Raw genomic sequence first — 16,115 nt, forward strand, 5'->3', positions numbered from 1 at the left:
ACTTTATCTCAGAAAGAGATTCCAAACTTAGTTCGATCTTTTGTCAGCAAATCTCAACTAGATCAAGGATTGTGTTTCGGACAACTGATTGAAACATTCAAGAAACCTGTTGACCAGCATTCGTCTTGTTTGCTCAGCGCTTGCATCATTGAAACCCTTAACATCTCTGTAGACATTTAATGCTTTTTCAAGTTTTGCGTAACCAGACGCGCAAACCGGAAACTTGAGGTTCATCAGGGTTTCCCAAAATTTCACACTTGCCACATAGCAATAGCCGCTCGTTGAGTGTTCGACGAGCGCCAGTTCTACTTCTGCTTCAGGGTCGCGATAAGCGGTAACTGATTCGATCACTCCTACGGAACGATCGTTCTCAATATGAGAAATGATTGCTTCAGCTTGCTTTTGTCCTTGAATCATGTCGCTGACATAACCGGGAATTTCTTGACGCAATGATTGAAATTCTTCTAAAGCCTTCATTGAATTGAAACGCTGAGCATCAAGCGCTGGTGTTGCGGCTTGATGCCACGCGATCGACAATTCTGGCAGATGCAACTCTTCTAAAGTTGAAATCGGAGCAGGCGGAAGAAAACTGACTGAACCTTTGTGAGAAGCAATTGGTGGGTAGGAGTTAGGTTTATCAGATTGGCGGATTGCGATATTCAACTGCTGCAATCCAAATAGAGCCATTTCGGACTTGGACGCTACGTTAGCCACAAGATAAACAAATATATTCTGACTGTGCCCTCGAACTATGAGGGTTTTCAGTTTGTCGATCGTAGACGAATAAGATGCGAATCGAGCCTGTAGAATCGGCAAGTAAACGTCAACGACAACAGCAACCGGACGACGGGCATGAGTCGATACATCATACAGCGGGTCATCTTCGAGTTTGCTACCCTGACGGAATTGGAGCAGTCGGTATACCGGATCAAGCCACGCATCTAAATCTGATCTGTAGGCAGATAACACTGAAGGACAGGGATATTCTTGAGCGGTCAGCGCTGTTGAATCATAAAACACAGGTAAGCCACACCAGGATGCCCGTCTTGGCACGGATGCACTAAAAAGATAGGGGTCATAGACATACGGAATCAAAGTGGGAACCCGCAGCAACCAGCGATGCAGCAGGTAATGGAGCGATGTTGTTTTTCCACATCCCATTGGGGCAAGCAGGATTGTGCTTGATGCAGCAATGGCATCGTAGAGAGCATTAACTTGATCAATGCTTAAAGCTGAAGCCGAGACGTTAGAAGGAATCGCGCGAGCCATAATAAAAACCTCCGAGTATTTACAGTTCGTTATCAAAGAGTACTGTTGGTGAAAACCGACAAGCAGAGCAAGTCAACATCGCTCAACCTCACCAGCGTTTTAGCAATTTCTAGATAGCCGCATACTTGATCAACGGAGCGCTCAAAAAGCTGGACGATCGCATCAAGCAGCGCAGCCTCACCTGGACATACAGGTTGACGGAGATACCAGGATCGCACTGTTAGTAGAATCTTCAGATCATCAATACTCATTGCGTCAATGATTGCTGCATCAGTAAGATTGTTGCTTTCGATCACAATCTTCAGTTCTTGTCGCATTGACTCATTGAGCAGATTGAACATCTCCTGGCGAACTGCAAGAAAATCAGCAAAAGCAGCAGATTGATCGCTAGAGCTATTGGGATTGATCGAATTGAACATAAAACCTCGTAATTCTGCAAATTTCGCTGGACAGAACCGGTTGTGTCATTCTCTAGTTGAACCCTTTCTTGTCCGTTCTCTCGCTGTCAGGTTAGTAAAGCAAGGCTTGTAGTTGGCTTGCATAAGGATTGTTTTCTTCCCAGTCAATAGGCTGGTAATCGTACTCAATATCATTCGGGCGATCGCAGAGTTTTTGCAGTTGCTCTTCGTTTAGGTCTAGATGCACCTCGATTGCGGTTCCAAACACCGCAGAATCAGCTTCTTCAGCGTCTTCAATTTCAATCTCTGGAATAAGCTGCATGAGGAAACGTCTTGCTTCTTCTTTAGCTTCACAGGCAACCTGAACAACAACCCAATGTAAAGTATTCATCTCAACTCCTATTGATTTGATTAGTGATATCAGTCATAGTGAAACTCCTTAAAGTGAACCTGCTCTCTATGAAGCACTGTCAGGAGACTGAACGGCTTGGGAAAACTCTGAGTCAGATAGATGGATTAGCCTTTTCATCGTGGCGAGATAGGGCTGCACTTGCGCGATCGATTGCTCGAACACCTGAGACATTGTGTTGAGCAATGCTTCGTCAGTTGGAGCTTCAGTTTGACTGCGATACCATTGGCGGACAGCAACCAGCGAACTGATCGTGTCATTCTCCCAAGGATCACGCTCCGGAGTAGCATTTTCTGATGACATTGGAACTGTCTCACTAGCGTTAGTTAATTTCTGCATCGTTGCTAGATCGAACTCATCGCGCTTTGTGAAGTCAAAGCTGTACTCTAGGAAGCACTTTTGATGGTATTCCTGAACTTCAAATCCGAGAGGCGCGGTTTTGTGCCATGCGATCGATAGCTCTGGAATGATGAAATCTTCCATTCCAGAGATGTTTGCAGGAGGAAGATACGGTGCTTCTTCCCAACTGGTTGCAAAACCACGCGCTTTATTCTTACGCGATTCCGCAGCTCGCTGAATTCCCTCAGCTTCGATGGGTCGCTTGTTCCACTGCATCCGATTGGTATTTTGTACAAACGATGAACCAACGATCGGTTCCATCATCTCTAACGCAAGTGAACCAATTTGCAGCTCAGAATCAATGTTCGTGTGAGCAATAAAAAAGATATCGATCTTTTCCGACCGACCCAAAGACATAATCTCCTTGAGCTTCTCCATTGTGCGTGTGCGCTTATCGTTGGGATAACTTGACATGATCAAGCTTGCATCATCGATCAACGCCATCACTGGACGGCGAGTGCGAGTGTTCGGGTCATAAAGCGGATCGTCTTCAAGCTTGCCACCGCCGCAGCGAAATTCCACCAGCTTGTAAAGTGGATGAAGCCATTCTTCAAGATCTGGTTTGAAAGCTGCGTAAATCGATGGAAATGGGACACGGAATGAGGTAAAAATTCCAATATCTCGATAAACTGGAAGCCCACACCAGTTCGATCTCCAATTGGGATCGCTAGAACTAAAGAATTTACGATCACAAATCATTGGCACTAATAGCGGCTCATCTTGCAGCCAGCTATGCAGCATCATGTGCATCGCAGTGGTTTTGCAATCTCCGGTACTTCCAAAGATTAATGTGTTGAGCGAAGTTCGTTTGCTGCGATCATGAATGTGCTTGTATGCGCGAACAACTTCTTCATTGTCCTGATCAGCCGTATCATTAGCAGTCGGAATCGTAAACGAATTTGCAAGTGTCTTCACTTGATTAGATATCGGTAGCGCTGTGGGCTGGATATCGATTGTTGTTACTGCCGGAAATCCAACTGCGCCTTGAAACTGACCAGGGATATATGTTGCTCCTAGCACTCCTCCAGATTGTGCTGTTCCTAGTGTCCTTAAATCTTGCTGAATCGTTAGCTTGTGAGAATCTCCAGAAAATCTCAGCTTGCGCTGTTGCCGCTCTAAGTAAAAATCGGCATTCATATCACTGTCAGACAATCGCCGTTCACGTAGCGTTGCCGTACTCAGTTCGTTTGCAACGCCGAGTATTCCTGCGATCGTCATTGTTAAATACGACAAAAGCTTCACTCGTGTTTGAAGCTCTGGGTCTTCTTCTTTTAACAGTGGATTGGTGAGTAGCGGAATGAAGAACGCGATAAAGGCGATCGCAAAATAAATAGCATGTAGATGTCGGCGAACCCTAGAGCGACGTGACGATGCTTGAGGAGATGGTTGTGTTCTTAAGTCAATTCTGTACATGGCGACTCCTTTAGATCACACTAATGAGCGCAATTAGAAAACCAATTACCAACGCAATCGCACTGTAGAAAATTACAACCGTTGCCAGCCGCGCTCGCGTCATGTGGTTGTGTTTGCGATAATCCATCATGATGTCGGTGATTAGCAGCATGATTAGCGCGACGAAGATCAGCGCAATTAACCAGTGCGCGATTTCATACACACTGGTCAGGGTCACGACAAGGGAAAATACTCCAACGACGATCGCACCATAGAAAACGGGGAGATACGGGCGGTCTCCTAATCTCTCCTTGTCGATCAACATATCCTTCGGATCGACTGCTGGCTGCTGGGACTTGCCAGACATTGCATCTAAAAATTCTTGCAGCATTAGCTTAGTTAGGTCTTGATTGACTATTAGTATATACAAATGTAATTACAAAATGCAACACTATTTCGTACTATAGCAGGAATACCAGTGTTAGAAGGACGATCGAGAGAATCAGAAGCAATCGAACCAGGGTGGCGTTTCGCTGAGGTTTGGTGTAGCGAAGCGGCTCGATCTGGAGTAGGTAAACTGGCAGTGTCGAAGTCGTTGGTGGAACAGCCTGAATCAACGGTAGTTTGTGTGGCTGTAAGGTTGTTTGAGCAACGGGGCGAGAAGGTTGGGCTGGAGGCAAAGGAAAGCGGGATGTAGCATTGATTGCGGGGGTCGTCGATGAATGAATGTCAATGTGATATTGATCGAACGATGCAATCACATCGGGAATAACTTCAGCGGGAAAACGGTACCATTCATCACCGCCACCGTTGTTTTCGTGATATTGCGCCCATTGATGCTGCAATGCGGTTTCAATCGCTTGGGCGCTATTAGGCAATACAAACGCCTCGTGAGCGATAATCACTTGGCGCGGATTGCCTGCTTGATACTGCCGTTTGCGCGAAGCCGTAGTCGATCGCGTTTTGCCGATTTTATACAGTCCAGTCGGGCTGCCATTTTCTAATTCAGCGAGCAGATAAACGCGATCGCGCTGTTGGTCGAATCGGAGTGAGAAGGGACTCTTTCGCATTGCCCTACAAGACTGAATTTGCAACGCTCATTCCGCTCTGATAGCCGTTTATGATGCCCTGGGTGTACTTCCCAGATATATTGGCGGTATAAGCAGCTTGCCCCATTTGCTGTACCATCTGATCTTGGGCTTTGGCAAGTTGAGCAGATTGCTGAGCCGCAGTTCCGTAAAAGCGCAGCTCGGTTTGAACCATCGACGTAGTGTGCCTCAGCAATTCCGCCTTATAGTTCATGTAATCCCTAAAGGAGGTTGCGGTTGTTTTTGCCTCCCCTGCGAGTTGAGCCATTTCCTCAACTGTTTGCTCAGTGGGATTTCGGTTGTGGTCGTGAACTATCGTGTTGAGTCTGGTTTGCCAATACGAGTGCATCGTATCAGCGTTAATGTTAAATCCACGCGCCCTGCCTGCTGCACTTTGCCCCAATCCACGCGCGGTCAAGCCATGCTCAAGAAATTGAACGATCGCCATTGTGTTTATCCTCTAAAGTATTGGGCGGAAATAGAACTAGGCTGACGACTCATCGCGGCATACGCACGGCGTAGGGCGTGCGCTGAAGGATAGCCTTGTCCGGGATTTTGCTCAATCCAAGCAATGTAAGCTTGAATGGTTTTCGGAGAGGCGCTCTGACTTTGCCACGCGCGAATTTGCTGTAACGCAAGGTCATAGTCGGATGACACATCTGAACCAGGCTTGATGGGAGCAGGAGAAACAGCGTCGGTGCTTGCTTCTTGTGCTGTGTCGTCTTTTGCCCCGCCACAAACAAAAGCGACACAAACATCGGCTTTTTTGCCGACTTTTTCAGTTGCTTTTGCCAAGCGATCGTATCGTTTCCCCAGTTCGTCAAACGATCGCTCCATACGAGCCGCATACTCCTCATTACGAGCCGTGTCCGTGGTGCCCCAAATCTTGATCATGCTCATCATAACTAGGGTAAATCCCATTGCCAGACAGACGAGGGCAATAATGCCTGTTTGGGTAAACGCGATTTCGATGGAGGAGCCGCCAGGTGCGGAACCAGGGTTTGATTCGCGACCACCGGGATGCAAGTCAGCGCTTTGCGACGTGATCGGAGCCGTCGGTCGTGGCACGATCGCGGCAGTGCTAGTAGAGTTCACTGGCTCACTTAACTCCGTTTGAAGCACCATGTTGTACAACGCTAACTCTTGCTGGTCGATCGCTTTGCCGCTCGGCAACAGCTTAAGATTAGAACCGTTTTCCATCGCAAATAGCGCTTGAGAAGCGCTTAAAGATTGAAGCTGAACGGGTGGTACGGTCGAGGGATCTGGTGCAGGGGAAGAGGGTGGAATATTCGCTGAAGCAGTGGGGGGTGGTTCAGAATTGACACGCGAATCTGCTTCAGTTTCATTCCGCACGGTTTCGGGTGTGATCCCGAATTTAGCTGCTATCCGGTTGAGTTGTTCGAGGTCTTGCATAGCGTTTTGTCGGCATAGGGAACGATTGATCGGTTAAGCGCCTTGGGGTGCGTAGTACAGCTCCGGATCTGATTCATCCAATGGAATTGGAATGCAGCGAAGCACTCCTGGATAGTTCGGATCGTCGTAGACGAAAATCCGACTTTCACCCCAGAAGATTTCTGTTGCATAGGTCTTGTACAAGGAGAGGAACGGCAATTCTAATCGGAGTCGCCGTGTGACATTCGGCTCAAGATTTGCGACCAGAACCGCCCGGAGTTCAGGCGGAATTTTGATGCAGTGATTGATGTAGTACGAGAGCATTTCTCGCACATTCAAGGTTTCAACCCCGGTATCCGTCACAACAGATACCGAAACATTGGGAACGCTTTCTAGTGGGTGAAATGGTATCGGAGCAGGTTGTCCGAACAGTTTTGATCCTGGAGAAATATACTGCTGCATAACGCTCAAAGATAGGCAGTGTATTGAGTAGCGGCGAGGCGGTAAGCCCCAGGCGAAAGGGGCTTATTTGAAAAGACTCGATGGAGATAGAGCGCCTGAGCGATCGCCTGTTGATATAAGGGATTGCCCGCGACCGTGTGCGCTTTAAGTTGAATGAGCGGTGGTGTTGAGGGTAAGGGACTCATTGGCGACTGCTCCGGGAGTGATGTACTCGCCTGGGGAAGCGGGGAGAAAGATGGGTTCGCCGTGAATCGTTTCGTGTGCGCCAAGGTAGTTGGTTGGATACTGAAACATATTTGATTGCATTTGTTTGGCAATCTCGTTCATCTCTGGACTTACACCAGCCGCCACTGCTTGAGTGACGTGCGCTTGGATTACCGCTTGCAGAGAAACAACGCTATCGCGAAAATAAGCAAGCCAGTTTTGAATGGATTGCTTTCCATATTGCGCCAGTGTTGGTGCAATGATCGGATCAACATAAACTCCGAGCAGTTTACACAGTTCTTCGAGGGTGATCTGTTGAGAAACATCGCATTGATGATCACGGCGAATCGCACCGCTCTGGGTAACGTATAGTAATTTATTCGTTGCCGAAGTCGGTGTAGTCGATGAGTTCAACGGAGCAGTCGGAACTTGAGCCGCAGGTTGAACCGAGACTGGAACTTGTGGTTCAGATGATTTAGCAAGTTTGCCGTTCGCAGAATTTCCGTTCTGGTTCTTATCAGTGGTCATAAATTATTCCTTGGGGTGAAAGACTTGTACGAATTCAGGAAAACGTGACCGTCGCGCAGAGGATTGCCTTTCAACCGGGGTTTATCCACTTATGGGCATGAGCGCGAACTATCGTTTCGATCGCGGTACGACTATTCTTGAAGCCACGAGCTTCTGCCACTTGCTGCCCTAACAGATAGACATCTTCGCTCACCCGCATATGAGTGGGAATTAATGGTTGTTTTGGTTCTACCCCCTCGTCAATCGGTGCGATCGCTAATTTTTCTAGCGGTTCCATTGCGTTAACGTTTCGGGACTTTTCAAACTTAGTATCCTAATTGGGATCTGTCAAGTACCTAATTGTATCCTATGCGGGTGCTAATAGAAAAAGTATTGTGGCTTTGTACAAAACAATTAGTAAGCAAACTTCTACTGAGGGTGTCGTTAGATCCCAATTGTGCCCTTAAGATGAGGTAAGTAAAAGGTCGTGGGTTAACAGGACTGTTATGGCTGGGAAAAAGTTTGGGATTACCCTTCCCAACGGAACGTATTCAGAGTTAGACCGACTTGCGAAGTCTCGCGACGATACAGCCGCACGCCTTGCAAGCTTCTTCGTTGAACGAGCAATCGCGGAGGCAAGGGAGCGGGGTGAAATTCCACCGCCAGATGAAACAGTCAACGAACCAGATGTGTCTGAGTCTGAGAGCCTAGCGATCGTTGCCGAATACATCAAGCTGCTGACCGGAGAACGAACCGAGCGCAACGGCTTATCGCTTGCGAAGCTAGGGAAAGTTTTAGGAATTAACCACCATGATTTAGATGCGCTCTACAAATTGGTTGAAACGTGCAAGCAAACAGATCACGACAGTCGGGAGAGGAAGCCATGACGACTAAAACAACGCTCTTACAATCGATCGCAGCTTCGGTAAAATTTGCTGACTTTCAACTACTGCTGGATTGCCCCAGCTCGAAAATTGCCTGGAACTGGGTTGAAGATTTTGAACTGGAGTTTGCTTATTGGGCATTAAGCATGGGCAAGTTTGAAATGATCATTCGATCTCCTGAAGAAAATATCTCGTTGCCCGCTAGCTTCGCGATCGGGGTATCTACAGAATTTGCTCCCGAAGTTTTACCACAGTCAAACCAACCAGGGCTGCTATGGTTTGCTCATGGTCCCGTCCCACCCGCTCTGATTGATACGGTCCGGGATTTAAGCGAGAATCCGCGTTGTGCTGGAGTCACGCATCTCGGAAGCGAACGACAAATTATTATGTCTGATGCCTGTGGCGTTCTGAATCCGGGGCATACATTAAGCGAAGCCACAACTTGGAGCCGTCCTCAATTTTGGCATCCACAGGATTTGATTGACTTTCGGAAGCAGTGCCGATTGTCGTCGAACTTGGAATTTACCTGGCGGAGTTTCGATCCAGATTTGGGACTATACGATCGTCGCTCCGGAAATTGGCTTGAATTCTCAACGCGCTACTTCCTAATTGACGGAGGCAAGGGTGAGTTTTACCAGCTTTGTGAAAATTTGGGGATGCGAGAGATTGACCCACCTACGATCACGAATCAAGATTAGAAAATCTGCTGATCAGTTTGTACGAAAAATTGATTGCATTGATAGAAAGCAATGATCGTCTCTCTTCCTGTCGGTGGAACATAACGATACTGCTGTCCAGACAGATCTGCGGCTGCATCCAACCCACCCGCTCACTCAGGTTCACGCACGATCAATTCAAGTGACCCGTCTGGATAGGTCGTGAGGACATAATTGGTTTCAGCGATCGTAATGCTCACATTGTCACAGCCAATACCAGACAAATGCTTGGATAACAAACCACCAATTTCCCGAATCATCCCAATTCGAGTTTTTGCGATCGTCGAGACTGCTGGAGCTTCTAAAAGGTTCCAAACTTCTGGGTGAGTTGCGGCAGTAATATTGGTAATTTCAGTCATTGGTTTCTCCGTAGGTTTCTTCGGTCTGATCATCTTTTGACTTTTTCTGGCGGGCTGGTTTTCGCCCAGCCCCTTTACGCTTTCCGCCTCGCATTTCACCTAACGGTTGGGCTTCTGGTGCGATCTCGCCCTCGGCTTGAGCGTGCAAAAACAGCAGTGTTTCTAGATAATGGTTGGCATTTGTTCCGTGTTTGTTCGCAATGACCTCTAAGGCTTCAACTACCCGCTTATCAAGTCTGTAAGTAATGAGTTGTCGAGCCATCGCGATCGTTAACCTAATATAGTTCCTCCCCCTCATTTAACACAGATTGAATCAACACCTCCAGCATACTCGTCATTTATTCAAAAGCAACTACTTTTGATGTGAGGATTTCTAATGTCGCTGCAATCTAACTCAATCCTGTTGCAGCGCACGATCGGGCTTTCTCTGAAGCAGATTTCATTGATAACGGGATTAAATATCAAAAGTAGTTACTTTTGAAAAGAATTCGGCTACAGTAGAGCTACGAGCAAAAACGAAATTGCCGAGTAACGCTTCCGAAGCAGAGAAATTGTGGGAGAAAGGAATGCCGTTAGAAACACTAGCGAAAGAGGTTGAAGACAATATCGAAACCGCGATCGAACCTGTAAAGAAGCTACGCTTTTTGTTTGAAACGCAACTTAATGGAGCAGCGCTGCAACAACTAAGGACAGCACTGCAAACGGAACTCAGTTTATTGAAAGCAGCAGAATGGGGAGTCGATCAGCGTGTTCAAACACTTGAATAACGCTTAACCCCAGTTCTTGCACATGAGAGTTAGCCCGATGAACACAATCGAATCTTGCTTTATCGATTCCCGCCTTAAACAACTTGCTGACGAAATCTATTCTCATACGCAGCCGTCGCAACGATCGCAAGAGTGGCTACCCCACCTTGCAAAGCTTGTTATCTGTGGGAGCGATCGTGAGTTAAAACGATTGCACCAACAATTTTGCAAACCCCATAGACCTAACCGGAGACGATCGTGTTAAGGATTCTCAAGTTTTTATTTCCCGACACCGCAGGACGAATCACACCTCAAGATGTAAAAGTCATTCTGATATATGGAGCGATTGGTACGATTGTTGGAAGCGTGGTGCTGTCGTGGCTTGGTTCGCGCAATCACAAGTCTCCTGCACTTGCTCCCAGCCCAAACATTGAACAGATTCGCCCGCCTGCACCTTTACCCCCTCAAAATAACGATCAATGATTAGGAATCGTACTTTGCTCTACATTCTTCTTGCATTCCTTGCTGGAGCTGCTTTTAACTAGTATTTTGTAGTTCAACCGAGAGAAATTTGAGGTTGACAAATCCACTTCGCATTAACTCGCGCTAACTATCCCTCTTCTAGCATTTGGAGAAAAGACCAATGACCTCAATAACTGTACAGCAATTAATTGAACAACTTCAGCAAAAGATCCAGGCGCGATCGTGATTCTATCCAGCGATGCAGAAGGCAATCGTTACTCACCGCTGTGTCAAGTAGACGTTGGAGCTTGGAACTCAAATTTTCAGAATGTTGAGTTGCTAGAACTCACAGAAGCAGATGTTGCTAATAGCTACACTGAAGAAGATGTAATCGACGGTCAAAAAGCAGTCATTTTGTACCCTTCATGAGACACGAAATTACAGACGGAACGGTAGTGCAACCTATTCCTATTCATTATCGATCTGCAATCTATACGGTGGGAGATCGACTTGCTGGAGCAAAAATCTGTGGGTATAGTGGGTGCTACAGCATGAAAATTGCCATTACGCTGCAAGCGTTGCCATTTTACAGAATCAAAGTCGATCAGCTTAGTTTTTGGTCGCTAGGAGCAAGTTTGTATTGCCCAACAGTTCGTGATGCGATGAGTGCTGCCACTCTACTCAAACAATTTTCGCAAGTCGTTCACTCAGCAACATCTGGAGGGTACGCGAACAGCGATCGCGGTTGGGTCGAAGTGTATTTTCAGCCTGATTATAAACCCGTGGTACTAGCAAGTCTTGAAAGACAGCCATTCTGTCTGAACTCGATCTTTGGGACACTACAGAATGGGGTGTTTCTTCGCGAAGCGTCGCAGTAAGTTTACTGCCCTTACAGTTTCAAGATAATGAAAAAACAGTCAGATCAATTAGTCGCGGGATGGAAAGAATCTGTAACTTTGCCAAGCTTACATATTCCTCATGCTTCGCATATTGAATTCGTGCTTAAGCAGCAGCAAATTTTTGTTCATTTCAAGCTCATTTAACCGCAAGAACAGCAATCGACTGTGAAGCTCCACTGTCGAGCTACGCCATCGTAGAAAGCTCTTGTGGCTCAATTCAAAAACGATCCGTAATTCTCACGATCGTCGAACTTAGCAATAGACCTGTTGGGAAATAATGAGAAAAATCGCTGAAATGCTTACGCTGACTGTGTTTCAAGGATTTTGAGTAAAAATCGCTGAAACGCCTACCAGAAGAGGGTTTCAAGGGTTTTCGGACTTATTACCCAACAAGTCTATAGAAAGCAGATGACTGAGTAAACAATCACCTGCGGGGATTTGCAAGCAGCAGAGACTGTTCTGCTACTTGTACTTGTAGTGCCGCTTACACTGCGCTAAACAGGCTTCTAATTCTGGACATTCATCGTCAGATTCAGACTGTTTGCCAGAATACTATGCTAAGCAGTCTTGTAGCGATCATGGAGCAGGGCGGCGAATTTCTTGAACTAATAACAGACAATAGACGTATTCAAAAATTAAATGAGGCAGAAAAAAGATGGTAGAACGGAATTTTTACCGCTCACCATCAAATGAAAAACTTATTTGATTATATCCACACTTCCCCGCATCGCAGTCGCTCACTTTTAGGAATTGAGTATGAGCAATTGACCGCTTTAATCACCTATCTTCAACAGTTAGAAGCAGACCACAAAGCCCAACAGAACATCCGCAAGATTCGAGTCAATGCCCCCGGAGCAGGTCGTCCAACCGCGTTGAGTGCCGAAACTGAGATTCTGTTGTGCTTGTACTATCTGCGGCACTATCCGACCTTTGAGATTCTGGACTTAACGTTTGAGGTGAGTTCGAGTCAAGCTCATGCAGTGGTGTACTATTGGATGCAGTTTTTGCGCCAAGCGTTGCCTGCGAGTCTGTGCGAGGAATTTGAGAACTGCGAGGCAGCTTGGTCTATTGTCACAGAAATGTTGAGCGAATGGGAGTTGATTGTCGATAGTACCGAGCAGGTGCGGCAACGTCCCGGTGACTCAGAACTTCAGAAGCAACACGACTCTGGCAAGAAAAAGCAAACGACCTACAAGCAATCGGTGATTGGCTTTCCCGATGGCAGTGATATGGTCGATGCCACGGTTGCTCATCCCGGACCGAGCGCTGATGTCACCTTGTTTCGGCAACAACAATCGCGGTTTCGCACCGCTCAGACCTTTGCAGGAGACAAAGCCTATCAAGGAGCAGACCGCACTCGCACCCCGCATAAAAAGCCGAAGGGACGAGAATTGAGTGAGGCGCAAACCGAAGCCAATCGCATTTTTGCAGGCGAACGGATTGTGATTGAACATCTGATGCGTCACCTGAAAATCTTCCGGGCTGCCAAAGAGGTTGTGCGGTTGAGAAAAGACCATTATGCAGATGTGATCTTAGCCATCTGTGGATTAGTTCGACTGCGATTAGGCGCGATTGAACTACCTGTTTAAGTATGAGAAAAAACTGGAGGTGATGCCGATGTAAGTGCTGAATCTTGATGGTTCATTTCTGATAGAAACTGCCGCAAACCTGCATGATTGCGTTCGGCAACTATCCTGGTGAGATCGCCCTCAAATCCAGGAATAGTAACGCTTGTAAATTTCTGGAAAGGTCTTATAGTGATTGCGAGAAATAGATAGTTCCTCTAAAGAACTAATGTTCGAGCTTTTGTAGTGCCCTGAAGCGCAACCCGACAAGTTGCTCATAGAAGGGATTAAGCTTACAAAGTGGCGGGACATGAGCGATCGTGTGTCTACCAAAGACAATATTGCGCTCAAAGGGGCAAGCGGAAAGAATAAGCTTGGTAATGATCTTCGCGGTTAAATCATTCCTGATTTCAAGATGATCGATTGCCGAAGTAGCACAAACAGATTCATAGTAGTGTCCCCTGAATATGAGTAAAAGAGTGGGCAGTGTTGACGAGTCACTGCCCAGGACCCGGAGCAGGAGTAGGATTGAAGGTGGAAGCGGTAGAGATAGCGAGATTGAAAGTGATGGTGAGAGTAACAGAGATGATTATGGAAGCAGCACGGCACACTCAAGCATCTGAATGCGACTGATAGCAATCTGCGTAGTCTCAAAAAGACATTTTTAACGCAGCGAGGGGAACCGAGCCGAGGCGGTGTACATCTCTTGCCCAACAGTCTTTTAACTCTTCTATATTACCGTTTTGTATATACAAATGTCAATACAAATTTAATAAAAATTCTTTTGTTCATCGTCTCCTTTGAGATCGAGAACCTATGGAGGGAGCCACTAGATTCGTACAAAACTAAGCTAAGTCAGATTTGTACAAAATCAGAGTAGAGCAAATGAGCTATTCTAGGGATTAAGGAGTTGTCGAGGGGATGAGCGATGAGTTATCCGTTATCAGCAACAAAATTACAGCTTTTTGATCGCTGTCCACAGGCGTTCTACTTTCGATATGAATGTCGCCTCAATAAAGTAACGATGTTCGGTGGGGCTGCTCAATTAGGAACAGCATTACATAAAGCTTTAGCTCAGTTTTACTGGAATTGGGATTATTCTGAATCCTATCCTTCGATGTCTTGGATTGAGGAATGCTGGAATTCATGCGGAACTGATCTCACTCCCAAGCAGCAGCAAGAAGGCTTAGAAATGCTGCAAGATTATTACGCAGCTTTCGTTGTCGATCGTCAGATGACAAAACCATTAGCCGTAGAAGGACGCATTCAAGCTTCAATCTTGGTTGAGAGCGTCGAATTCATAATCAGTGGCAGGTATGATCGATTAGATTGGCTCGAAGAGGGATTAGCGCTAATCGATTACAAGTCGAGTCAAAATCTGCCGACGCTTGATCCGCAAGAAGTCGATATGCAGTTAGGGCTTTATGCGTTGGCGCTCCAGCAACGCTATCAGCAAGCATTAAAGCAGATGACACTGATTCACCTTCGGACTGGTCAAATGTTTGAGTTTCAGGCGGGTGAGGTGCAAATTCAGCAGGTTCGAGCAAAGCTAAGTGAACTCGCCGTGAAGCTGCGAGACGGAGAGATCTGGGAAGCAAGACCAGGAGAATACTGCAATCGCTGTGCTTACACTACTCATTGTTCGGCAGTTACAGATGCACCAGAACCACTGCCAGAGCAAGCAAGGTCTGTAAGAAAATTGCAACTGTCGCTAACACTCTAAAGGGCATGACGTTTTCTAGGTGAGCGAATCGTGCAGCTTTGAGGGTGTAGGTTCGATTGGAGCGATCGACATGAGACCAGTTGAAATCTCCTGCTTGGTAGAGGAGCGTGGATCGTACCGTGCCCAGAGAATCACGCCGAATTGACATCTACTTTGAGCCGTTGAAATGCTGCCTGAAGTTCTGCTGCAACTGCGTCTCATATAGAACAGAATCAAGGCAGAGGGCACGATCGCTCTAGAGCGATCGTGCCCTCTGATTGGCATTTTTCTGTACAAATCAAACAGCAGTCAATTCGCGTACTGTCGAAGATTGTGAATCACAAGATTGAAGGTCATTCACAATCAGCAATCGATTTCGCAATCGTGGAGTAGTGGAGATCGCTTGGCACACGCGGTTAAAGTCCGCCATGCTAAACGTCCAGTCGTGCAGTCCCGTGAACTTATGGTTATTGCGAGGATGCGGATGCACTGAGCGCTTTTCTGAGCGAAACATTTTGTACAAATAGCTTTCGCTCGGCACAGTGCCATCGTACTGCGGATACGTTAGCCCCAATGCCTGACTAAACTCTTCCCAGGTTGCTTGATAAGTTGCGCCATACTTATTCCACGGCAATTCTCCGATCGGTGCATTTAGCGCAATCTCACAGAGATACAAGCGATGCCGAGCATCGTTGTTGTACCAAGCAAGGAAACGATCGGTGTAGCTTGCGCCATGAAACTTACTGTTAAGCCGCACTTCAGACGCATATACGCAAACATACAGCAGCCAGCGCAGATCGAGGACATAGAGCGATCGCACACCGTTACGGCGGGGGCGATGGATTTGAATCGGCTTCCCACTGAAAGTGTCCGGGCGCACTTCCGTGACGATCGTATCTCCAGCCTTGAGCTTACTGGGTTCAGGATTATCAAGCCGAGTGATCACAGTCGTTGCAAGGCGACGAATCAACTTCCATCGGCGATCGCTAATGGGTTGCCCAAGAATCATGGTTCCTAGCCAAAATCGTACCTTGCCGGAAAAGTATTCAGGTTCGCGCCAAACGCCAGGACGACGCGCATAGCTTTTGAGTTCACCGAGCGCTTCTTCGATCGTAGCGCGACTGATAATCCGACCGTCTTCAGTTCGTTCTTGTCTTGAATACTGTGCCATAAGCTCAAAATTTCGATTGAGGTCACACACCTGATGCACTTAGTTTAATTCGTCAATCAGGTATTGCACAAAAATTTAGCTGTCTTATGGC

General features: G+C 46.8%; 26 protein-coding genes. 9 read left to right on the top strand and 17 right to left on the bottom strand.

Annotated elements, in window-relative coordinates; genetic code table 11:
• Window positions 1–57: 57 nt before the first annotated feature.
• From ACQ4M5_RS07080 to ACQ4M5_RS07135, 12 genes are all read right to left on the bottom strand, one after another.
• On the bottom strand, window positions 58–1,269 hold the full coding sequence (locus tag ACQ4M5_RS07080; RefSeq protein ID WP_430674878.1) for a hypothetical protein: 1,212 nt from the start codon (window positions 1,267–1,269) through the stop codon (window positions 58–60).
• A gap of 32 nt (window positions 1,270–1,301) precedes the next feature.
• Window positions 1,302–1,688 carry a hypothetical protein gene (locus ACQ4M5_RS07085; RefSeq protein ID WP_430674879.1) on the bottom strand — a complete coding sequence of 129 codons (387 nt, stop codon included), beginning with the start codon at window positions 1,686–1,688 and terminating at the stop codon, window positions 1,302–1,304.
• Between the two features lie 91 nt (window positions 1,689–1,779).
• Window positions 1,780–2,058: a hypothetical protein gene (locus ACQ4M5_RS07090; RefSeq protein ID WP_430674880.1), complete on the bottom strand. Its 279-nt coding sequence runs from the start codon at window positions 2,056–2,058 to the stop codon at window positions 1,780–1,782.
• A 66-nt stretch (window positions 2,059–2,124) separates the two neighbouring features.
• The gene (locus ACQ4M5_RS07095) at window positions 2,125–3,888 is read right to left on the bottom strand and encodes a hypothetical protein (RefSeq protein ID WP_430674881.1); all 1,764 of its coding nucleotides are present in this window, start codon (window positions 3,886–3,888) and stop codon (window positions 2,125–2,127) included.
• Window positions 3,889–3,898: 10 nt separating this feature from the next.
• Entirely contained in the window at window positions 3,899–4,258 is a 360-nt protein-coding gene (locus tag ACQ4M5_RS07100; protein ID WP_430674882.1) for a hypothetical protein, read from the bottom strand.
• 70 nt (window positions 4,259–4,328) lie between these two features.
• Window positions 4,329–4,937 (bottom strand): GIY-YIG nuclease family protein, encoded by a 609-nt coding sequence (locus ACQ4M5_RS07105; protein ID WP_430674883.1) that lies wholly within the window; start codon window positions 4,935–4,937, stop codon window positions 4,329–4,331.
• Window positions 4,938–4,941: 4 nt separating this feature from the next.
• On the bottom strand, window positions 4,942–5,403 hold the full coding sequence (locus ACQ4M5_RS07110; RefSeq protein WP_430674884.1) for a hypothetical protein: 462 nt from the start codon (window positions 5,401–5,403) through the stop codon (window positions 4,942–4,944).
• A 5-nt stretch (window positions 5,404–5,408) separates the two neighbouring features.
• Complete coding sequence (locus ACQ4M5_RS07115; RefSeq protein WP_430674885.1) at window positions 5,409–6,368, bottom strand: hypothetical protein; 960 nt, start codon at window positions 6,366–6,368, stop codon at window positions 5,409–5,411.
• Between the two features lie 33 nt (window positions 6,369–6,401).
• Window positions 6,402–6,809, bottom strand: a complete 408-nt coding sequence (locus tag ACQ4M5_RS07120; protein WP_430674886.1) for a hypothetical protein — start codon at window positions 6,807–6,809, stop codon at window positions 6,402–6,404.
• A 5-nt stretch (window positions 6,810–6,814) separates the two neighbouring features.
• Complete coding sequence (locus ACQ4M5_RS07125; RefSeq protein ID WP_430674887.1) at window positions 6,815–6,994, bottom strand: hypothetical protein; 180 nt, start codon at window positions 6,992–6,994, stop codon at window positions 6,815–6,817.
• Entirely contained in the window at window positions 6,954–7,541 is a 588-nt protein-coding gene (locus tag ACQ4M5_RS07130; RefSeq protein ID WP_430674888.1) for a hypothetical protein, read from the bottom strand. Before ACQ4M5_RS07130 ends, ACQ4M5_RS07125 begins: the two co-directional genes overlap by 41 nt.
• Window positions 7,542–7,611: 70 nt before the next feature.
• Window positions 7,612–7,818 carry a hypothetical protein gene (locus tag ACQ4M5_RS07135; RefSeq protein ID WP_430674889.1) on the bottom strand — a complete coding sequence of 69 codons (207 nt, stop codon included), beginning with the start codon at window positions 7,816–7,818 and terminating at the stop codon, window positions 7,612–7,614.
• A 208-nt stretch (window positions 7,819–8,026) separates the two neighbouring features.
• Between ACQ4M5_RS07135 and ACQ4M5_RS07140 the strand changes: the two genes are divergently transcribed.
• Both ACQ4M5_RS07140 and ACQ4M5_RS07145 read left to right on the top strand, forming a co-directional pair.
• The gene (locus ACQ4M5_RS07140; protein ID WP_430674890.1) at window positions 8,027–8,407 is read left to right on the top strand and encodes a ribbon-helix-helix domain-containing protein; all 381 of its coding nucleotides are present in this window, start codon (window positions 8,027–8,029) and stop codon (window positions 8,405–8,407) included.
• The gene (locus tag ACQ4M5_RS07145; protein ID WP_430674891.1) at window positions 8,404–9,102 is read left to right on the top strand and encodes a hypothetical protein; all 699 of its coding nucleotides are present in this window, start codon (window positions 8,404–8,406) and stop codon (window positions 9,100–9,102) included. The genes ACQ4M5_RS07140 and ACQ4M5_RS07145 overlap by 4 nt, the downstream gene beginning before the upstream one ends.
• A gap of 131 nt (window positions 9,103–9,233) precedes the next feature.
• On the opposite strand, the gene ACQ4M5_RS07150 is transcribed toward ACQ4M5_RS07145, so the two are convergent.
• Entirely contained in the window at window positions 9,234–9,479 is a 246-nt protein-coding gene (locus ACQ4M5_RS07150) for a hypothetical protein (RefSeq protein ID WP_430674892.1), read from the bottom strand.
• Window positions 9,472–9,741 carry a hypothetical protein gene (locus ACQ4M5_RS07155; protein ID WP_430674893.1) on the bottom strand — a complete coding sequence of 90 codons (270 nt, stop codon included), beginning with the start codon at window positions 9,739–9,741 and terminating at the stop codon, window positions 9,472–9,474. Before ACQ4M5_RS07155 ends, ACQ4M5_RS07150 begins: the two co-directional genes overlap by 8 nt.
• A gap of 304 nt (window positions 9,742–10,045) precedes the next feature.
• Between ACQ4M5_RS07155 and ACQ4M5_RS07160 the strand changes: the two genes are divergently transcribed.
• The 6 genes from ACQ4M5_RS07160 (at window position 10,046) to ACQ4M5_RS07185 (ending at window position 13,175) form a co-directional block, all read left to right on the top strand.
• On the top strand, window positions 10,046–10,246 hold the full coding sequence (locus ACQ4M5_RS07160) for a hypothetical protein (protein ID WP_430674894.1): 201 nt from the start codon (window positions 10,046–10,048) through the stop codon (window positions 10,244–10,246).
• A gap of 237 nt (window positions 10,247–10,483) precedes the next feature.
• A complete protein-coding gene (locus tag ACQ4M5_RS07165) occupies window positions 10,484–10,708 on the top strand; it encodes a hypothetical protein (protein WP_430674895.1) in 225 nt (74 codons plus the stop codon).
• A gap of 222 nt (window positions 10,709–10,930) precedes the next feature.
• Window positions 10,931–11,116, top strand: coding sequence for a hypothetical protein (locus tag ACQ4M5_RS07170; protein ID WP_430674896.1), 186 nt, complete (start codon window positions 10,931–10,933; stop codon window positions 11,114–11,116).
• Window positions 11,113–11,565 carry a hypothetical protein gene (locus ACQ4M5_RS07175; protein ID WP_430674897.1) on the top strand — a complete coding sequence of 151 codons (453 nt, stop codon included), beginning with the start codon at window positions 11,113–11,115 and terminating at the stop codon, window positions 11,563–11,565. Before ACQ4M5_RS07170 ends, ACQ4M5_RS07175 begins: the two co-directional genes overlap by 4 nt.
• A gap of 27 nt (window positions 11,566–11,592) precedes the next feature.
• Window positions 11,593–11,730, top strand: a complete 138-nt coding sequence (locus ACQ4M5_RS07180; protein ID WP_430674898.1) for a hypothetical protein — start codon at window positions 11,593–11,595, stop codon at window positions 11,728–11,730.
• A 545-nt stretch (window positions 11,731–12,275) separates the two neighbouring features.
• A complete protein-coding gene (locus ACQ4M5_RS07185) occupies window positions 12,276–13,175 on the top strand; it encodes a transposase family protein (protein WP_430674899.1) in 900 nt (299 codons plus the stop codon).
• A 202-nt stretch (window positions 13,176–13,377) separates the two neighbouring features.
• Here ACQ4M5_RS07185 and ACQ4M5_RS07190 read toward each other — a convergent pair whose 3' ends face one another.
• Entirely contained in the window at window positions 13,378–13,734 is a 357-nt protein-coding gene (locus ACQ4M5_RS07190; protein WP_430675109.1) for a Mo-dependent nitrogenase C-terminal domain-containing protein, read from the bottom strand.
• Between the two features lie 345 nt (window positions 13,735–14,079).
• On the opposite strand from ACQ4M5_RS07190, the gene ACQ4M5_RS07195 reads away from it, so the two are divergent.
• Window positions 14,080–14,874: a RecB family exonuclease gene (locus ACQ4M5_RS07195; RefSeq protein WP_430674900.1), complete on the top strand. Its 795-nt coding sequence runs from the start codon at window positions 14,080–14,082 to the stop codon at window positions 14,872–14,874.
• 15 nt (window positions 14,875–14,889) lie between these two features.
• Here ACQ4M5_RS07195 and ACQ4M5_RS07200 read toward each other — a convergent pair whose 3' ends face one another.
• Window positions 14,890–15,138 (bottom strand): hypothetical protein, encoded by a 249-nt coding sequence (locus ACQ4M5_RS07200; protein WP_430674901.1) that lies wholly within the window; start codon window positions 15,136–15,138, stop codon window positions 14,890–14,892.
• A 13-nt stretch (window positions 15,139–15,151) separates the two neighbouring features.
• Complete coding sequence (locus ACQ4M5_RS07205; protein ID WP_430674902.1) at window positions 15,152–16,024, bottom strand: hypothetical protein; 873 nt, start codon at window positions 16,022–16,024, stop codon at window positions 15,152–15,154.
• Window positions 16,025–16,115 lie beyond the last annotated feature (91 nt).

It is taken from the genome of Leptolyngbya sp. AN10 (assembly GCF_050565645.1).
Taxonomy (GTDB): domain Bacteria; phylum Cyanobacteriota; class Cyanobacteriia; order Leptolyngbyales; family Leptolyngbyaceae; genus Leptolyngbya.